The organism is Promicromonospora sp. NPDC052451 (genome assembly GCF_044547525.1).
Taxonomy (GTDB): Bacteria; Actinomycetota; Actinomycetes; order Actinomycetales; family Cellulomonadaceae; genus Promicromonospora.
The window spans coordinates 412,454-427,628 of sequence record NZ_JBIUAP010000002.1 but is presented as its reverse complement, the minus strand read 5'-3'; the positions used below and the strand labels follow the sequence as shown (position 1 = coordinate 427,628).

General features: G+C 73.9%; 17 protein-coding genes. 9 read left to right on the top strand and 8 right to left on the bottom strand.

Translation table 11 applies throughout. The features are described 5' to 3' along the window. Positions 1-37: 37 nt before the first annotated feature. Both ACIG47_RS04815 and ACIG47_RS04810 read left to right on the top strand, forming a co-directional pair. Positions 38-1,384: an enolase C-terminal domain-like protein gene (locus tag ACIG47_RS04815; protein WP_397429832.1), complete on the top strand. Its 1,347-nt coding sequence runs from the start codon at positions 38-40 to the stop codon at positions 1,382-1,384. Continuing rightward, positions 1,371-2,075 (top strand): FadR/GntR family transcriptional regulator, encoded by a 705-nt coding sequence (locus ACIG47_RS04810; RefSeq protein ID WP_397429831.1) that lies wholly within the window; start codon positions 1,371-1,373, stop codon positions 2,073-2,075. Before ACIG47_RS04815 ends, ACIG47_RS04810 begins: the two co-directional genes overlap by 14 nt. A gap of 4 nt (positions 2,076-2,079) precedes the next feature. On the opposite strand, the gene ACIG47_RS04805 is transcribed toward ACIG47_RS04810, so the two are convergent. Then, complete coding sequence (locus tag ACIG47_RS04805; RefSeq protein WP_397429830.1) at positions 2,080-3,090, bottom strand: aldo/keto reductase; 1,011 nt, start codon at positions 3,088-3,090, stop codon at positions 2,080-2,082. Beyond that, a complete protein-coding gene (locus ACIG47_RS04800; protein ID WP_397429829.1) occupies positions 3,087-3,974 on the bottom strand; it encodes an amidohydrolase family protein in 888 nt (295 codons plus the stop codon). Before ACIG47_RS04800 ends, ACIG47_RS04805 begins: the two co-directional genes overlap by 4 nt. A gap of 174 nt (positions 3,975-4,148) precedes the next feature. Between ACIG47_RS04800 and ACIG47_RS04795 the strand changes: the two genes are divergently transcribed. Next, positions 4,149-4,778: a class I SAM-dependent methyltransferase gene (locus ACIG47_RS04795; RefSeq protein ID WP_397429828.1), complete on the top strand. Its 630-nt coding sequence runs from the start codon at positions 4,149-4,151 to the stop codon at positions 4,776-4,778. Between the two features lie 53 nt (positions 4,779-4,831). Here ACIG47_RS04795 and ACIG47_RS04790 read toward each other — a convergent pair whose 3' ends face one another. From ACIG47_RS04790 to ACIG47_RS04780, 3 genes are all read right to left on the bottom strand, one after another. Continuing rightward, positions 4,832-5,080 carry an SHOCT domain-containing protein gene (locus ACIG47_RS04790; protein ID WP_397429827.1) on the bottom strand — a complete coding sequence of 83 codons (249 nt, stop codon included), beginning with the start codon at positions 5,078-5,080 and terminating at the stop codon, positions 4,832-4,834. Positions 5,081-5,215: 135 nt separating this feature from the next. Continuing rightward, a complete protein-coding gene (locus tag ACIG47_RS04785) occupies positions 5,216-5,677 on the bottom strand; it encodes a hypothetical protein (RefSeq protein ID WP_397429826.1) in 462 nt (153 codons plus the stop codon). Positions 5,678-5,833: 156 nt separating this feature from the next. Continuing rightward, positions 5,834-6,562, bottom strand: coding sequence for an SDR family oxidoreductase (locus ACIG47_RS04780; RefSeq protein ID WP_397429825.1), 729 nt, complete (start codon positions 6,560-6,562; stop codon positions 5,834-5,836). A 59-nt stretch (positions 6,563-6,621) separates the two neighbouring features. On the opposite strand from ACIG47_RS04780, the gene ACIG47_RS04775 reads away from it, so the two are divergent. Further along, the gene (locus ACIG47_RS04775) at positions 6,622-6,999 is read left to right on the top strand and encodes a MerR family DNA-binding transcriptional regulator (RefSeq protein WP_397429824.1); all 378 of its coding nucleotides are present in this window, start codon (positions 6,622-6,624) and stop codon (positions 6,997-6,999) included. A gap of 14 nt (positions 7,000-7,013) precedes the next feature. Here the strand turns inward: ACIG47_RS04775 and ACIG47_RS04770 are convergent, their stop codons facing one another. After that, positions 7,014-8,180, bottom strand: coding sequence for an AI-2E family transporter (locus tag ACIG47_RS04770; protein ID WP_397429823.1), 1,167 nt, complete (start codon positions 8,178-8,180; stop codon positions 7,014-7,016). A 54-nt stretch (positions 8,181-8,234) separates the two neighbouring features. Continuing rightward, entirely contained in the window at positions 8,235-9,827 is a 1,593-nt protein-coding gene (locus ACIG47_RS04765) for a peptide chain release factor 3 (protein WP_397409532.1), read from the bottom strand. Between the two features lie 153 nt (positions 9,828-9,980). Between ACIG47_RS04765 and ACIG47_RS04760 the strand changes: the two genes are divergently transcribed. From ACIG47_RS04760 to ACIG47_RS04740, 5 genes are all read left to right on the top strand, one after another. Beyond that, entirely contained in the window at positions 9,981-11,051 is a 1,071-nt protein-coding gene (locus tag ACIG47_RS04760; RefSeq protein ID WP_397429822.1) for a DUF418 domain-containing protein, read from the top strand. 5 nt (positions 11,052-11,056) lie between these two features. Continuing rightward, complete coding sequence (locus ACIG47_RS04755; RefSeq protein ID WP_397429821.1) at positions 11,057-12,280, top strand: sensor histidine kinase; 1,224 nt, start codon at positions 11,057-11,059, stop codon at positions 12,278-12,280. Further along, positions 12,277-12,954: a response regulator gene (locus ACIG47_RS04750; protein WP_397429820.1), complete on the top strand. Its 678-nt coding sequence runs from the start codon at positions 12,277-12,279 to the stop codon at positions 12,952-12,954. The genes ACIG47_RS04755 and ACIG47_RS04750 overlap by 4 nt, the downstream gene beginning before the upstream one ends. Positions 12,955-13,336: 382 nt before the next feature. Beyond that, positions 13,337-14,143, top strand: coding sequence for a 23S ribosomal RNA methyltransferase Erm (gene erm, locus ACIG47_RS04745; RefSeq protein WP_397429995.1), 807 nt, complete (start codon positions 13,337-13,339; stop codon positions 14,141-14,143). Positions 14,144-14,207: 64 nt separating this feature from the next. After that, positions 14,208-14,804 carry a hypothetical protein gene (locus ACIG47_RS04740; RefSeq protein ID WP_397429819.1) on the top strand — a complete coding sequence of 199 codons (597 nt, stop codon included), beginning with the start codon at positions 14,208-14,210 and terminating at the stop codon, positions 14,802-14,804. Positions 14,805-14,819: 15 nt separating this feature from the next. Here the strand turns inward: ACIG47_RS04740 and ACIG47_RS04735 are convergent, their stop codons facing one another. Continuing rightward, the gene (locus tag ACIG47_RS04735; RefSeq protein ID WP_397409522.1) at positions 14,820-15,149 is read right to left on the bottom strand and encodes a nuclear transport factor 2 family protein; all 330 of its coding nucleotides are present in this window, start codon (positions 15,147-15,149) and stop codon (positions 14,820-14,822) included. Positions 15,150-15,175: the final 26 nt, after the last annotated feature.

Below are 15,175 nucleotides of genomic sequence, written 5' to 3'. Positions count from 1 at the left end.
TGCTGGCATTTCATCTGATGTTTGCGAAGGGGCAGGCATGGCCACGATCACCGGAGTCCGCGTCGAGGACGTCAGGTTCCCGACGTCGGCCACGGCCGACGGATCCGACGCGATGAACAAGGACGCCGACTACTCGGCGGCGTACGTCGTGCTGGAGACCGACGCCCGGGACGCCGACGGCGCCCCGCTGGGCGGGTACGGGCTGACGTTCACCATCGGCCGGGGCAACGACATCGTGGCTGCGGCGGCCCGGCAGCAGGCCACGGGCCTCGTCGGCCGCGACGTCGACGCGCTCGCCGCGGACATGGGCGCCGTCTACCGCGACCTGACCGCCGACAGCCAGCTCCGCTGGCTCGGGCCCGAGAAGGGCGTGGTGCACCTGTCGCTGGCCGCGGTGCTCAACGCGGCCTGGGACCTGGTGGCGCGCCGCGCGGGCAAGCCGCTGTGGCGCCTGCTCGTGGACATGACGCCGGAGGAGCTGGTCGACGTCGCTGACCTGCGCTACCTCTCGGACGCGCTGACCCGTGACGAGGCGCTGGCGATCCTACGGGAGCGCGCGGGCACCCGGCAGGAGCGCCTGGACCACCTGGAGCGCACCGGCTACCCCGTGTACACGACGTCGGCCGGCTGGCTCGGCTACAGCGACGACAAGCTGCGGCGCCTGTGCCTGGAGGCGGTCGACGCCGGGTACCAGCACGTCAAGCTCAAGGTCGGCGCGAACCTGGCCGAGGACGTGCGCCGGCTGACCATCGCGCGCGAGGTGCTGGGCCCGGACCGCAACCTGATGATCGACGCCAACCAGGTGTGGGACGTGCCGCAGGCCATCGAGTGGATGACGGCCCTGGCGCCCTTCGACCCGCTGTGGATCGAGGAGCCCACCTCCCCCGACGACATCCTGGGGCACGCCGCCGTGCGCCGCGCCGTCGCGCCCATCGGCGTCGCCACCGGCGAGCACTGCCACAACCGGGTGATGTTCAAGCAGCTCATGCAGGCCGGGGCGATCGACTACTGCCAGCTCGACACCGGGCGGCTGGCCAGCATCAACGAGATCGTCGCCGTGCTGCTGCTCGCGGCGAAGTTCGGCGTGCCGGTGTGCCCGCACGCGGGCGGCGTCGGGCTGTGCGAGATGGTGCAGCACGTCTCCGTGCTGGACTACGTGGCCATCGGCGGCGACCTGACCGGCCGCGTGACCGAGTACGTGGACCACCTGCACGAGCACTTCACCGACCCGTGCGTCGTCGCCGACCGGGGTGCGGGCACCGCGTACGTGCTGCCGTCGCGGCCGGGCTACTCCACGCAGATGCACGAGGAGTCCCTGGACCGGTTCCGGTTCCCGCACGGGACCTACTGGGTAGGCGATACTGCGGATCATGTCCCGCACTGACGAGGTCGTCGACGGCATCCGCAGGATGATCCTCGACGGCAGGCTGCGTCCCGGCGACCGCCTGCCGGTCGAGAAGGACCTGGCCGACGAGCTCCAGGTCTCCCGCGGCTCCCTCCGGGAGGGGGTGCGGGCGCTGTCGATCCTCGGCGTGCTGCACACGCGTCAGGGCGACGGCACCTACGTGACCAGCCTCGACCCGGGCCGCCTGCTCTCCCCCATGGCCCTCGTCCTGGACCTCCAGGACGACGACGCCCTGCCCGCCTTCCACAGCGTGCGCCGCCTGCTGGAGACGGAGGCCGCCGGACTGGCCGCGACCCGGATGACCGACGAGGCCCTCGCCGAGGCGCGGGCGGTCCTGGACCAGGTGGCCGGGGTGGCGGACGGCGCCGAGGTGGACCACGACCGGTTCATCGAGGTGGACATCGCGTTCCACCGCCTGATCGCGGCGCACTCCGGCAACCCCGTGCTGGAGGCGCTCGTCGAGTCGTTCGCGGGCCGCACGGTGCGCGCACGCCTGTGGCGCGTGCTGCACGCCGAGGGCATCGCGGCGCGCACGCACGGCGAGCACGAGGCCATCTGGCGTGCGCTCGCCGCGCGTGATCCCGAGGCGGCCCGGATCCGGATGGCGAGCCACCTCCTGGGGGTCGAGGACTGGCTCCCGAAGCCGGAGAACCTCGACGAGGACGCCTGACCCGTCAGGCCCTCCCGCCGGACGGCCAGGCGCGCGGCACGGCCGCCTCGGCGAGGAGCCCGGCGTCCGCGAGCGCCCGCCACAGCCCGGCCGGCACGTGCGCGGACGCACGCTCCTCGGTCTGCCGCGCCTGCTCGGGCGTCGCCAGTCCGACGACGGCGGAGACCACCGCCGGGTGGGTGCGCACGTAGGCGAGCGCCGCCTGGGGCAGCGTGACGCCGTGCTCCGCGCAGACGGCGGCGATCCGCCGGGCACGGTCGAGCAGGTCGGCGGACGCGGGGCCGTAGTCGTAGGTCGCGCTCTCCGGTGGCTCGTCGCGCGCGAGGATGCCCGAGTTGTAGACGGCGGCCGCCACCACGGCCACGCCGCGCTCGACGGCCGCGGGCAGCAGGTCGGTCAGCGCGGGCTGCTCCAGGAGCGTGAACCGCCCGGCGCACATGACGACGTCGACGTCGGTCTCCCGGACGAACCGGGCGAGCATCGCCGACTGGTTCATCCCGGCACCGATCGCGCCAATCACGCCCTGGTCCCGCAGCTCCGCGAGCGCGGGCAGCGCCTCGTGCGCCGCCTGCTCCCAGTGGTCGTCCGGGTCGTGCAGGTAGACGACGTCGATCCGGTCCAGCCCCGTGCGCTCCAGGCTCGACTCGAGCGACCGGAGCACGCCGTCGCGGGAGAAGTCCCACACCCGGCGGGCGGTGGCCGGCACGTCGAACATGTCGGGGTCGCGGCGGTCCGCGGTCTCCGGCGTCGGCACGAGCAGGCGCCCCACCTTGGTGGACACGACGAGCTCGTCCCGGGGCCGGGTGCGCAGGTAGGCCCCGAGGCGGCGTTCGGACAGCCCGAGCCCGTAGTGCGGCGCGGTGTCGAAGTACCGGATGCCGGCGTCCCACGCCGCCTCGAAGGTCGCGTGCGCCTCCTCGTCCGTGACTGCCTGGTAGAGGTTGCCCGCGGGTGCGGCGCCCAGGCCCAGCCCTGTCAGCCGCACGCCGGTGGCGCGCACCTCGGTCGTGGTCATGCGGGGCCACCTTCCAGCCGGTAGACGCGACGCGCCGTACCGCCCCACACGGCCTCGGCGTCGTGCGGGCCCAGCCCGCCGAGCAGGGCGCGGGCGGCCTCCAGCCACGCGTCGTAACCGCCGGCGAGCAGGCACACCGGCCAGTCGGAGCCGAACATGAGCCGATCCGGCCCGAACGTCTCCAGCGCGTGGTCGACGGCGGGCCGCAGGTCGCCGATCTGCCAGTCGTCCCAGCGGGCTTCCGTGACCAGGCCCGACACCTTGGCCGTCACGTTCGGGCGGGCGGCGAGCGCCGTCAGGTCCCGCTTCCACTCCGCGAGGTCGCTGGTGCGGTCGAGCCGGGGCTTGCCGAGGTGGTCGAGCGTGAACGCGACGTCGGGCAGGGCGTCCGCGAGCCGGGCGGCCGCCGCGACCTGGTCCTGGCGCAGCACCAGGTCGAACACGAGACCGGGGCTGCCGGTGCCGGGCCCGCAGACCGCGGCGATGCCGCGGCGCACGTCGTCGCGGTCCAGGTAGCCGGGATCCTGCTCGGCCTGCACCTGCGTGCGGACACCGACGAGCGCGCCCCCGCCGGGCCCGGCGCGCAGCGCGGCGACCCGGTCGCCGACCGCCGGGTCGGACAGGTCGGCCCAGCCCACCACGCCCGCGATCCGCGCGGCACGTCCGTCGCCGGAGGCCGCGATGGCGAGCAGCTCGTCGGTCTCGGCCCACCGGCTCGCGGACTGGACCACGACGGTGGCACTCATGCCATGCTCCGCCGCCGGCAGGTCCGCTGGGGTGAAGTCGGCGTCGATGGCCGCCATCGTGCCGGGGTCGATCCAGTCCTGCGGGGTGCGCGACCGCACCCACAGGTGATGGTGCGCGTCTACGACGTCGTGCGGCACCGGTGCTCCTCTCTGGCGTCCTCGCCGGAAACATCTGATGTATAGCACGCGTAGCGCCGTCCGTGACTCCGCCTCTCGCCGTCCGGTGTCCGCGCACCCCTGGGATGACGGCGCCGTCCGTCGTCCGCCGTTACGGTGGCGGCATCCACGTCGTCGACCTGTGATCGGGGCACCATGGCGAGAGCATCGCGACCGGACCGGCTGCGCAGGCACTGGGACCGGCAGGCGGCGGGCTACGACGCGAGGATGAGCCGCGCCGACCGGCTGCTCGGCGACACCCGGGCCTGGGTGTGCGGGCAGGCCACGGGCCGGGTGCTGGAGGTCGCCGTCGGGACAGGGCTGAACCTCGGGCTGTACCCCGCCTCCGCCGCCCTGGCCGGCATGGACCTGAGCCCGGCCATGCTGGAGGTGGCGCGCCGGCGGGCGGACGACCTGGGCCGGGACGTGGACCTCTCGGTGGGCGACGCCCAGCGGCTGGAGTTCGCCGACGCCTCGTTCGACACGGTCGTGTGCACGTTCGGCCTGTGCTCCGTGCCCGACGATCGCGGCGCCGTCGACGAGATGGTGCGTGTGCTACGGCCGGGCGGCCTGCTCCTGCTGGCCGACCACGTGGTGAGCACCTCCGCGCCGGTCCGCATGCTCCAGGCGCTGGCCGAGCTCTACACGGTGCCGGTCGAGAACGAGCACTTCCGGCGGCGTCCGTTCGTCCACGTGCAGGCCGCCGGGCTGCACGTCGAACGGCACGACCGGTTCTCCCGCGGGACCGTGGAGCGTCTCGCGGCCCGCAAGCCGGCGTCCGCCTGAGCCCGGGCGACCGGGCGTAGCACCGGCGCACGCCGCGCGACGAGCAGGGCGCCTCAGTGCTGGTACCGCGCCGACCTCAGCACCGCGAGCCGGGCCCGGTACTCGTTCTCGTCGATCTCCCCGCCCGCGAAGCGTCCGGCGAGGAGCTGCTCGGCGTCCGCCCGGTCGTCGTGCGGACGCTGGTTCGCGGAGCCCCGCACGAGGAACACCAGGCCCACGATGACGGCGCCCCAGAACAGCACCATGGACGCCATCATGATCAGGCCGGCGATCCAGCCGTACCCACCCCAGTTCCACATCATGGCCGTACCTCCCGCGCCGTGGGCGTCCCGTGCCGGGAGAGCCCCGCTCCGACCACGCTACGAGCGGGCGGGCGCGGTGTCCCGGGACCTTGGTCCCGGACTCCCGGGACACCGGACTCCTCGCGCGGGCAAGAGTTACGGCTGGCCAAATCTTCCGAGGCCCCGGTCAGCCGAGAGCCATACGCTCACGGTGCCGTTGCGAAACGTGGCGGTCGACAGGACGAGCGGCACACCATCCACGAGCTTGGTGCACTCCACGCCCGGAAGATCCTCGGCGTCCGACGCCACGCACTCCCAGCCCCGCCGGGTGAGGTGGCCACCAATCCTGTCGACCGAACGCGGGTCAAGCTCAAGAACCGCGTAAGCGGGCGGGCCGCCCGTGTCGTCACAGGCCACGTCGGGTGTACTCGAACTGCCCGGCACTCTCGCCGCCTCACGGACCAGCAGGTCGCGATGAGCGGCGATCGCCTCGGTGCACTCGTCGCTCCGGTCCCACCACGACAGAACCACCAGCGGCACGCACATGACGACGACCAGGACCAGGACCAGCGGCACGAGCGCCGCGCGGGCCGGACGAGCTACGCCACCTGCGACCATCCTGACGTCTCGCCACCTTCCCGCTCCGCACGGCACCTGAGGCCGGTGAAGCGGAACGTAGCGAACCGACGTGAGCGGTCACAAGCAGTCCCGCGGGTGAAGCGGCGGGCGCAGCGCCGACTCGTCGGTATGGATGCCCGCCGCCCGCCCGGCCTCTCAGGCGCCGGTCATCGCCGCCAGCCCGCGGACGACCTGGGCGTCCCGTTCCTCCGGCAGGAGCTGGACCCAGGACTTGATGTCCCGGCTCCACTGGTCGGCCAGCACCTCGGTGGAACCGGCCTCGACACCGTCCAGTGCGGCGTCGGCCAGGGCGGTCGGCGAGATCTTGTCGACCGCCCAGCCCGCGGACATGTCGGTGTCGGCAAGACCCAGGTGCACGGCCGTCACCAGGGTGCCCTGCTCGGCGAGCTCCAGGCGCACGCCGTTCGTCATGGCCCACCCGGCGGCCTTGGAGAGGTGGTACGCGTTCGCTCCCTTGACACCGAACCATGACATGGCCGACAGCACGTTGACGATGGCTCCCCCGCCGTTGGCCGCGAGCGCCGGTGCGAGCTCCCGGATCGTCGCGAGGCTGCCGAACAGGTTGGTCTCCAGCTCGTGACGCACGGCGTCGAGCGAGCCGGTGACCAGGTCGGCGCCGGTCGTGATGCCCGCGTTGTTGACGAGCAGGGTGACGTCGGACGCCGCCCGGGCGACGTCCCGCACGGCTACCGGGTCGGTGACGTCGAGGGCGAGTGCCTCCACGCCGGGCAGATCGATCGTCTCGGGACGGCGGGCCGTCGCGTAGACCTTGCGGGCACCCCGGTCGAGGAGGCGCTGGGCGAAGGCACGGCCGAGCCCGCGGTTGGCGCCGGTGACGAGTGCTACTGAGTTCTCGATGTCCATGCCGGGTACGCTAAAACCTGACGTTGACGTCAGGGTCAAGCATCGAACCGAGGAGTGTCATGACGGTCACAGAGACTGCGGCCGAGCCGCTGATCCGCATCGGCGAGGTCGCCCGCGGCGCAGGTGTCTCGGTGCGCGCGGTGCGCTACTACGAGCAGCAGGGCCTCCTCACCCCGGAGCGCAGCCCGTCCGGCCAGCGTCTCTACCGGTCGAGCAGCGTGACGTACGTGCGCTTCTTCCAGCAGATGTACGCCGCCGGCCTGACCAGCCGGAACATCGCGGACCTGCTGCCGTGCATGGAGTCCGGGCACACCGACGCCGAGCAGCGCGCCATGCTGCACGCCGAGCGCGACCGCATCCAACGCAAGCTCGACGACCTGCAGGCGGCCCTGGACCGGCTCGACGAGGTCATCGAGATCACGGCGAGCCACCCGTAGGCCGGGAGCCGGGGTCAGCTCACCGAGTCCGGGTCCCGGAGCATGTGCGACTCCACCAGCTCGTGCCGCCGGAAGTACGTGGTCGCGACCGCCTGGATCGTCGCGGCGACGGGCATGGCCAGGAACGCGCCGAGCACCCCGAAGACCGCGCCGAACGCGAGCACCACCAGGAGGCTCACCGCGGCGTTCATCTCCAGCGCCCGCGCCGACACCTTCGGGGCCAGGTACAGGTTCTCGAACTGCTGGTAGGCGATGACGAACGCGAGCACGCCCACCGCCTGCGGCCACCCCTGCGCGGTCAGCGCCACCATCGTGGGCAGCGCGCCACCGAGATAGGCACCGATGGTCGGCACGAACTGCGACACCACACCCACGAAGACGGCGAGCGGCACCGCGTACGGCGTCTGCAGGATCGCGAGGAAGACGAACGTGACCACCGTGGACACGGCGGCCAGCACCACGCGGGAGCCGATGTAGTCGGACACCTTGCCCTGCGTGACCTCCCACAGGTGCAGCATCTCCTGCTGCCGCGCGGGCGTCAGCCACCCGCAGACCGCGGCCCGGAACCTCGGCCCCGCGGCCAGCAGGTAGTACGCGACGAGCAGGATGGTCAGGGTCGCCAGCAGCCCGCCGACGAGCGTGGTGCCCACGAGCAGCGCTCCGGACGCGACGTCGTCGCCGAACTCGTCCAGGGCCTGCCGCAGCAGGTTGTCGGAGTCGGGGACGACGATGTCGAACCGGTCGGAGACGAACGCCCGCAGGCCCGTGTAGAGGCGGGGCACGGACTGCGCCAGGGCGACGAGCTGCTGCACGAACAGGTTGCCGAACAGCGTCAGCAGCACGATCACGACCACGAGCGACCCGATGAGCGTGGTCGCGGCCGCCAGACCGCGGCGCCATCCGCGCCGCACCAGCCAGACCGTGCCGGGCTCCAGGGCGAGCGCGATGAAGACGGCGATCAGCACGTTGACGAAGAGACCCTCCAGGGCACCCATGGCGTTCCACGTGAAGATGCCGAGGAACACCGCGGCCACGGCCATGAACAGCGCGCGCGGCAGCCACCGTGGCGGACGCGGCGAGTCGGGGGCGCCGGGAGGCGGTCCGGGCTGGTCCGTCTCGGACTGTCCGGGGCCGGGCTGCGGGTGGGGTTCAGCGGCCGCTGACGAGCTGGGCGACGTCATGCCCAGACCGTAGCCCCTGCGGTCTCCGTGATCCCGAAGCCCACCCCGGGAGCGTCAGACCCCGCTCGCGACCAGCGGGATCAGCGGCACGCCCGGGTGCGCGCGCTCGAACGCCCGCGCGTGCCAGATGTCGCGCAGCAGCACCAGCGGCGTGCCGTCGCCACGCCGCACCACCTCGACGCCCGGGTAGGCGGCCACGGTGTCGAGGTCTGCGGGGGCCACCTCGCGGGCCAGTGAGAGCCCGAGCGTCTCCATCCGGATCGGCGCCGAGAACTCGTGCTCCATGCGGAAGGTCGCCACCTCGAACTGCAGCGGCCCCACGGCGGCGAGGATCGGGTTGCCGTCACCGCGCACCTCGGACACGAGCACCTGGACCACGCCCTCCTGCTCCAGCTGCGCGATGCCCTTGCGGAACTGCTTGGAGCGGCCCGGGTCGGCCACGCGCGCGGCCGCGAAGTGCTCGGGCGCGAACACCGGCATCGGCGGGAAGGCGACCTTCGGTCCCGCGGAGTCGAACACCGTGTCGCCCACGGCGAGCGTGCTCGCGTTGACCAGGCCCACCACGTCGCCGGGGTAGGCGTCCTCGACCGTCGAGCGCTCGCGACCGAACACCGACAGGGCGTACTTGGTCGCGAACGGCCGTCCGGTGCGCTCGTGCGTGACGACCATGCCGCGCTCGAACCGCCCCGAGCACACGCGGATGAACGCGACGTGGTCACGGTGGTTCGGGTCCATGCCGGCCTGCATCTTGAACACGAACCCGCTGAACGGCTGGTCCACCGCACGGGCCGCGCCGTCGACGTCGGCCCGTGCGCCGGGTGCGGGCGCCAGCTCGACCACGGCGTCCAGGAGCTGGCGCACGCCGATGTTGGCCAGCGCCGCGCCGAACAGCATCGGCGACGTGGTGCCGGCGAGGAACGAGGCGCGGTCCACCGGGTCGAGGAGCTGCACGCTCTCGACGGCCTCGGTGTGGTCGTCGCCCAGCGTCTCGGCGGCGGCCTGCGGGCTGAGCACGCTCTCCTCCGCGATCGACGCGCCGCCCGGCGCCCGGCGGTACGTGCGGACCTCGCCGGAGGCCCGGTCCAGCAGGCCGAGGAACCGACCGGCCTCGCCGACCGGCCAGGTCAGCGGCGTGGGGCGCAGGTTGATGCGCTCCTCCAGCTCGTCGCACAGCTCCAGCGCCTCGCGGCCGGGCCGGTCCCACTTGTTGACGAACGTGATGACCGGCACGCCGCGCCGACGGCAGACCTCGAACAGCTTGAGCGTCTGCGGCTCCAGGCCCTTGGCGGAGTCGAGCAGCATGACGGCGGCGTCCACGGCGGTCAGGACGCGGTAGGTGTCCTCGGAGAAGTCGGCGTGGCCGGGCGTGTCCAGGAGGTTGATCACCACGTCGCCGTACGCGAACTGGAGCGCCGCGGACGTGATCGAGATGCCGCGCTTCTGCTCCATCTCCAGCCAGTCCGACACCACGCCGGCACGGTTGCCCTTGCCGTGCACCGCCCCGGCCTCCTCGATGGCGTGGGCGTGCAGCGCCAGCGCCTCGGTCAGGGTCGACTTACCGGCGTCGGGGTGCGAGATGACGGCGATGCTGCGGCGCCGGGCCGCCTCGGCCGCGACCGGCCGGGCGTCAGAGGTCAGGACGGTCACGACCGACCAGTCTACCGTCCGGCGACGGCGGTGCCCGGACACGGACACAGGCACGGGCACGGGCACGGGCACCGCGTCGTGGGCACGACGCCGGGCGAGGAACGGTACTTCCGGCCGGTACCGGCCGGCGACGCGCCGCCCCAGCATGAGGACATGCCTCTCGACTCGTCAGCACCGCCCCCTGCCCGGTCCCGCCTCGTCGCGCTCGACGTCGTCCGCGGCGTGGCGCTGTGCGGGATCCTCGTCGCCAACGTGATCCCGATCAGCGCCACGGTCGCGTCCGAGGCGCCCGTGACCTCCGCCCTGAGCGCACCCGGGTCCGGGGGCACGGACTGGCTGCACCTGCTGGTGGACCAGCGCTTCTTCCCGATCTTCTCCCTGCTGTTCGGCATCGGCTTCTCGCTCCTGGTGGAGTCCGCGGCCGCCCGGGCCGGCCGGCCGCGGCTCGTGCTGCTGCGCCGGCTGCTCGTGCTCCTCGCGCTCGGGCTCGCGCACCTCCTCCTGCTCTGGCCGGGCGACATCCTGACCGTCTATGCGGTGGTGGGGCTGCTCGTCCTGCTGCCGTCGACGTGGCTGCCACGATGGGCCGTCGCGGGTCTGGCCACCGTCTGCCTGGTGGCGGCGATCGGGCTGCTCGGCGGGCAGTACGCCCTGGTGCCCGGCCTGTTCCTGCTGGGCTCGGCCCTGACCCGCTACGGCGTCACGCGGCGGATCGAGGACTCCACCCGCGTGCCCGCGCTCCTGGCCCTGCTCCTGGCGGCCGCCGCCGTGCCCGTGCTCGCCGCGCAGGCGTCCTTCGAACGGACGGGAGAGGTCGACACCACGGGCTTCCGCATCGCCTTCCCGGTGGCCGGGCTGCTGGTCGCCGGCGTGTACGTCTGCCTCGTGCTGGTGCTGCTGCGCACCCCGGCGCGCCCGGTGCTGCGGGCCGTGTTCGCGCCCCTGGGCCGGATGGCGCTGACCAACTACCTCGGCGCCACCGTGCTGGTGCTCGTGGTGGCGCACGTCGACGGGGAGCCGGGGCGCTGGTCCTCGGCCACGGTGCTCGGCATCGCCGGGGCGGTGCTCACCGCGCAGTGGCTGTGCTCGGCGCTGTGGCTGCGCCACTTCCGGTACGGGCCCCTGGAGTGGGCGTGGCGATGGGCCACCTGGCTGCGCCGCCCGCCGCTGCGGGTGGCCGGCGAGGCGGACGCGCGACGCGCGCCGTCGACCCTCGTAGCCTGAGCGACGTGCACATCACCGGACGCGGCGCGGCCGCGGCCCAGCTCTCCGGCGACGTCGCGCTCGGGCTCGTCCTGGCCGGCACGCTCCTGCTCACCGCCACCGCGCTGGCCGCGAGCTGGGGCGGCTCCTCCTGGGTGCTCGGCCTGTGCACCGGCACCGTGGCGGGCGCCCTGGCCCTGCTGCGCCGCCGGCACCGCTTCGGCACCGCACTGGCGGGGCTCGGCGTGGCGGCCGTGGCGGTCGTCGTGGCACGGCTCGCCGGGCTGCCCGGGGAACCCTCGCCTGCGACGGCGCTCGCCCTGGCCGTGCTGGTCGCCTCGGCCGTGCGCGTGCTGCCGGCCGGGCAGGCGACCACGGTGGCCGGCGGTGGGCTCGTCGTCGTGGTGGGGTCGTGGCTCGCCGCGGCGCCGTTCACGTCCGACGTGTCGGTGGTGCCGACGGTGGCCACCGCGGCCTGGCTCTGCGCCCTCGCGGCGGGCCTGCTGGGCCGGCTGCTGGTGGCCCGGCGGGAGGCGGCGGTCGACCGGGTCCGCCGGGACGAGCGGCTGGCCGTGGCGCGCGAGCTGCACGACGTCGTCGCCCACCACATCACCGGCATCGTGGTCCAGGCCCAGGCCGCACAGCTCCTGCTCGCCCGGGGCGGCACGCCGCCGGGCTCACCGGCCCAGCCGGTGGCCGACGCCGTCGCGGGCATCGAGTCCGCCGGGGCGGAGGCCCTCACCTCGCTGCGCCGCGTCGTCGGGCTGCTGCGCGACGCGGACGACGCGTCACCCGTGGCACCCGGCCCCGAGGCGCTCACCGTGCTGGTCGACCGGTTCGAGACCCGTGGCCCGCGCGTGGACCTGCGACTGCCCGACGACGCGACGGGCTGGCCGCCCGAGGTCACCACGACCGTCTACCGGGTGGTGCAGGAGTCGCTCACGAACGTCACCCGGCACGCCCCGCACGCCCGTGCGGTGAGCGTCACCGTGGAGCGGGTGGCGGACGGCGTCCGGATCGAGGTGTCCGACGACGCCCCTGCCCGGGGCCGCGCCGACCCCGACCGGGGGCACCGACCCGGGACCGGTCAGGGGTACGGGCTCGTCGGCATGCGGGAGCGTGTCGAAGCGCTCGACGGCACGCTGGCGGCCGGCCCCCGCCCGGACGGCGGCTGGTCCGTGGTGGCCACCCTGCCGACCGGACCACGACCGGCGCGTCCGGTCCGGGCGACCGGTCAGGAGGAGCCGTGACGATCCGGGTGCTCCTCGCCGACGACCAGCCGATGGTCCGCGGCGGCCTGCGGCTCATCCTCGAGGACCAGCCGGACATCGAGGTGGTGGCCGAGGCCGCCGACGGCGTCGCGGCCGTCGCGCTGGCCCGCGACCTGCGCCCGGACGTCTGCCTCGTCGACATCCGGATGCCGCTGCTGGACGGCATCGAGGTGACCCGCACCCTGGCCGGCCCGGACGTCGCCGACCCGCTCCGGGTGGTCGTGGTCACCACGTTCGACGTCGACGAGTACGTCTACGGGGCGCTGCGCGGCGGTGCGGTGGGGTTCGTCCTCAAGGACGCCGGGCCCGCGCTCCTGGTCGAGGCGGTCCGGGCCGCGCACGCCGGCGACGCACTGGTCTCGCCGTCGGTCACCGTGCGGCTGCTGCGGCACCTGACCGCGGCGGACGGCGGCGTCGCCGTCAGGCCTGGGACGCCGGGCGGCAGTCCGTCCGCCCGGCCGCTCTCGGACCGCGAGACCGAGGTGGCGCGCGCCATCGCGCGGGGGCGCACCAACCTGGAGATCGGCGCGGAGATGTTCATCTCCCTCAGCACGGTCAAGGGCCACGTCGCCGCGATCCAGGCCAAGCTCGGGCTGCGCAACCGCGTGGAGATCGCGGCCTGGGCCTGGGAGCACCGGGTCGTCGGCGGGTGACGGCCCCCGGGGCCGCCACCCGGACGGAAAAAACCTGGCACCCGGCCCGGCCCTGCTCCTAGGGTCGGCCCCGATATGAACGCCATGATCAGGCAGCGTTCCGCCCGCTAGCGGCGCGGAACGCACACCACACCCAGCGCGTGCTCCGCGCCGCCGGCATCCGCCGGGCGGCGCGTCCTGTGCTGCCCGGATTCCTGTCAGCCGACGAATCCAGGAGCACACCATGTCGCGCAAGCGTCCTTTCCGTCCCACTGCCCGGACGACCTCCCGCGGGGCACCCCACCGCGGTACTCCCGACCACGGTGCACCGCGGGCCGCCCGGCCGCCGGAGCCCCCGCGGACCGCGGAACCCACCGGGCCGGCGGGGCCCGCCGTGCCGACCGTGCCGACGGGGCCGGTCGGCGGGGCCCACGAGCTCGGCCAGAACCTGCTGATCGACACGCGGGTCATCGACCGCGTGGTCGACCTCGTCCCCGACGCGGACCGGCCGGTCGTCGAGTGGGCCGCCGGCCGTGGCGCGATGACGCTGCCCCTGGCCCGGCTGGGCCGCCCGGTCGAGGCGGTCGAGATCGACCCGCGCTCGGCCGCGCGCCTGGCCCGGGTCGTGCCCGGCAACGTCACCGTGACGCGGGACGACATCCTGCGGCACGCCCCGCCGTCGGAGCCCTACGACCTCGTCTGCAACGTGCCGTTCCACCTGACCACCCCGGTGCTCCGGCGCCTGTTCACCCTGACCGGCTGGCAGCGCGCCGTGCTGATCACGCAGTGGGAGGTGGCCCGCAAGCGCGCCGCCGTGGGCGGCGCCACGCTCCTGACCGTCCAGTGGTGGCCGTGGTTCGCACCCCGGCTCGACCAGCGTGTCCCCGCCGGCGCGTTCCGTCCCCGGCCGGGCGTGGACGCCGGCCTGCTCGTGCTCGACCGCCGCACCGACCCCCTGCTGCCGCCCTCCCGGCAGCGCGACTACCAGCGGTTCGCCGCGGCCGTGTTCAACGGGCCCGGCCGCGGCGTGCACGAGATCCTCGTCCGGCAGGGGCTCGGCCGCGAGGAGGTGCGGCACTGGGCCCGGCAGCACCGCGTCGCGCCGGGTGCGCTGCCGCGGGATCTCGGCGCTCCGGCCTGGGTGGCGGCCTACGCCCTGACCTCCCGTCGCCCGGCCCCACGACGGTCCGGCAACCGGTCCGCGCGATGAGCCGTCACGGGATGACCCGCGATTCGTCATGTGTCCGACGGATCGATGGGGTCGAATAGGGGCCATGACACAGAGCGCGCCCGCCCGTCCCCGCCGTCGCTGGATCATCGTCACCGTCTCGGTGGTGGGCGTGCTGGCGGTGCTCGGCGTCGTGGGCGAGCTGGCGCTGCGCGCCACGATCGACGACCGGATCGCGGCCTCGACCGCCGACCTGCCGGAGGGTGTCACGGTGACGCGGGACGACACCCCCGCCCTCTGGCAGGTCGCGACCGGGCAGGCCACCCTCCTGGTCGACGTCGCGCCCGAGGCCCTCACGGACATGGCGCGGTCGGCCACCGAGCTGCCGGAGCTCCGGGTCGCGGCCGAGTCCGGGGCGCTGGTGGCGCAGGTGCCGCTGCCGATCTCGGGCACCACCCGGACCGTGGACCTCCTGCTCGACGTGTCCGCCGAGGGCGGTCAGGCGGTGGTCCGCGCGGACACCGTCCGGTTCGCCGGGCTGAGCCTGCCCGTGGCCGCCGTCGCCGAGCAGCTCGGCAGCGCCCAGCTCGACCGGCTCGTCGAGGGTGTCGCGTTCCCGGAGGACGAGAACCAGCTGGCGATCTCGTCGGCGCGGGCCACCGAGCACGGGCTGGAGCTCGCGGCAGAGGTGGCGATGTGGTGAGCCGCTCCGGGTGCGTCAGCTCAGGACCAGGCTCGCGATCTTCCCGTCGCGCAGCGTGAACTTGAACGGCCCCGTCCCGTTGAACCGGTTGCTCTGCACGGTGATCGTGACGGTGTAGTCCCCGGGCTCGGCCCCGGGTTCCACCGCGACGGGCTCGAACTGACTCTTCATGCCGATGTTGTCGGTCTCGTTCCAGCTCCGGACGCCGTCCGGTCCGTGGAACTCACGGCCCCAGTCGTTGAGGTACGCGTCGTCGGTGAACGTCGCGACGAACCGCTCGGTGTCGCCGGCATTGGTGGCGTCGACGAACTCCTGGACGACGGCGGGCAGATCGATCACAGCCATGAGAGACCTCCGTGTGCTCGGTCGCG

Coding starts and splice junctions, on each gene's coding strand:
- ACIG47_RS04815 (WP_397429832.1), top strand. CDS start 38: ATGGCCACGATCACCGGAGTCCGCGTCGAGGACGTCAGGTTCCCGACG.
- ACIG47_RS04810 (WP_397429831.1), top strand. CDS start 1,371: ATGTCCCGCACTGACGAGGTCGTCGACGGCATCCGCAGGATGATCCTC.
- ACIG47_RS04805 (WP_397429830.1), bottom strand. CDS start 3,090: ATGACCACGACCGAGGTGCGCGCCACCGGCGTGCGGCTGACAGGGCTG.
- ACIG47_RS04795 (WP_397429828.1), top strand. CDS start 4,149: ATGGCGAGAGCATCGCGACCGGACCGGCTGCGCAGGCACTGGGACCGG.
- ACIG47_RS04790 (WP_397429827.1), bottom strand. CDS start 5,080: ATGATGTGGAACTGGGGTGGGTACGGCTGGATCGCCGGCCTGATCATG.
- ACIG47_RS04785 (WP_397429826.1), bottom strand. CDS start 5,677: ATGGTCGCAGGTGGCGTAGCTCGTCCGGCCCGCGCGGCGCTCGTGCCG.
- ACIG47_RS04780 (WP_397429825.1), bottom strand. CDS start 6,562: ATGGACATCGAGAACTCAGTAGCACTCGTCACCGGCGCCAACCGCGGG.
- ACIG47_RS04775 (WP_397429824.1), top strand. CDS start 6,622: ATGACGGTCACAGAGACTGCGGCCGAGCCGCTGATCCGCATCGGCGAG.
- ACIG47_RS04770 (WP_397429823.1), bottom strand. CDS start 8,180: ATGACGTCGCCCAGCTCGTCAGCGGCCGCTGAACCCCACCCGCAGCCC.
- ACIG47_RS04760 (WP_397429822.1), top strand. CDS start 9,981: ATGCCTCTCGACTCGTCAGCACCGCCCCCTGCCCGGTCCCGCCTCGTC.
- ACIG47_RS04740 (WP_397429819.1), top strand. CDS start 14,208: ATGACACAGAGCGCGCCCGCCCGTCCCCGCCGTCGCTGGATCATCGTC.
- ACIG47_RS04735 (WP_397409522.1), bottom strand. CDS start 15,149: ATGGCTGTGATCGATCTGCCCGCCGTCGTCCAGGAGTTCGTCGACGCC.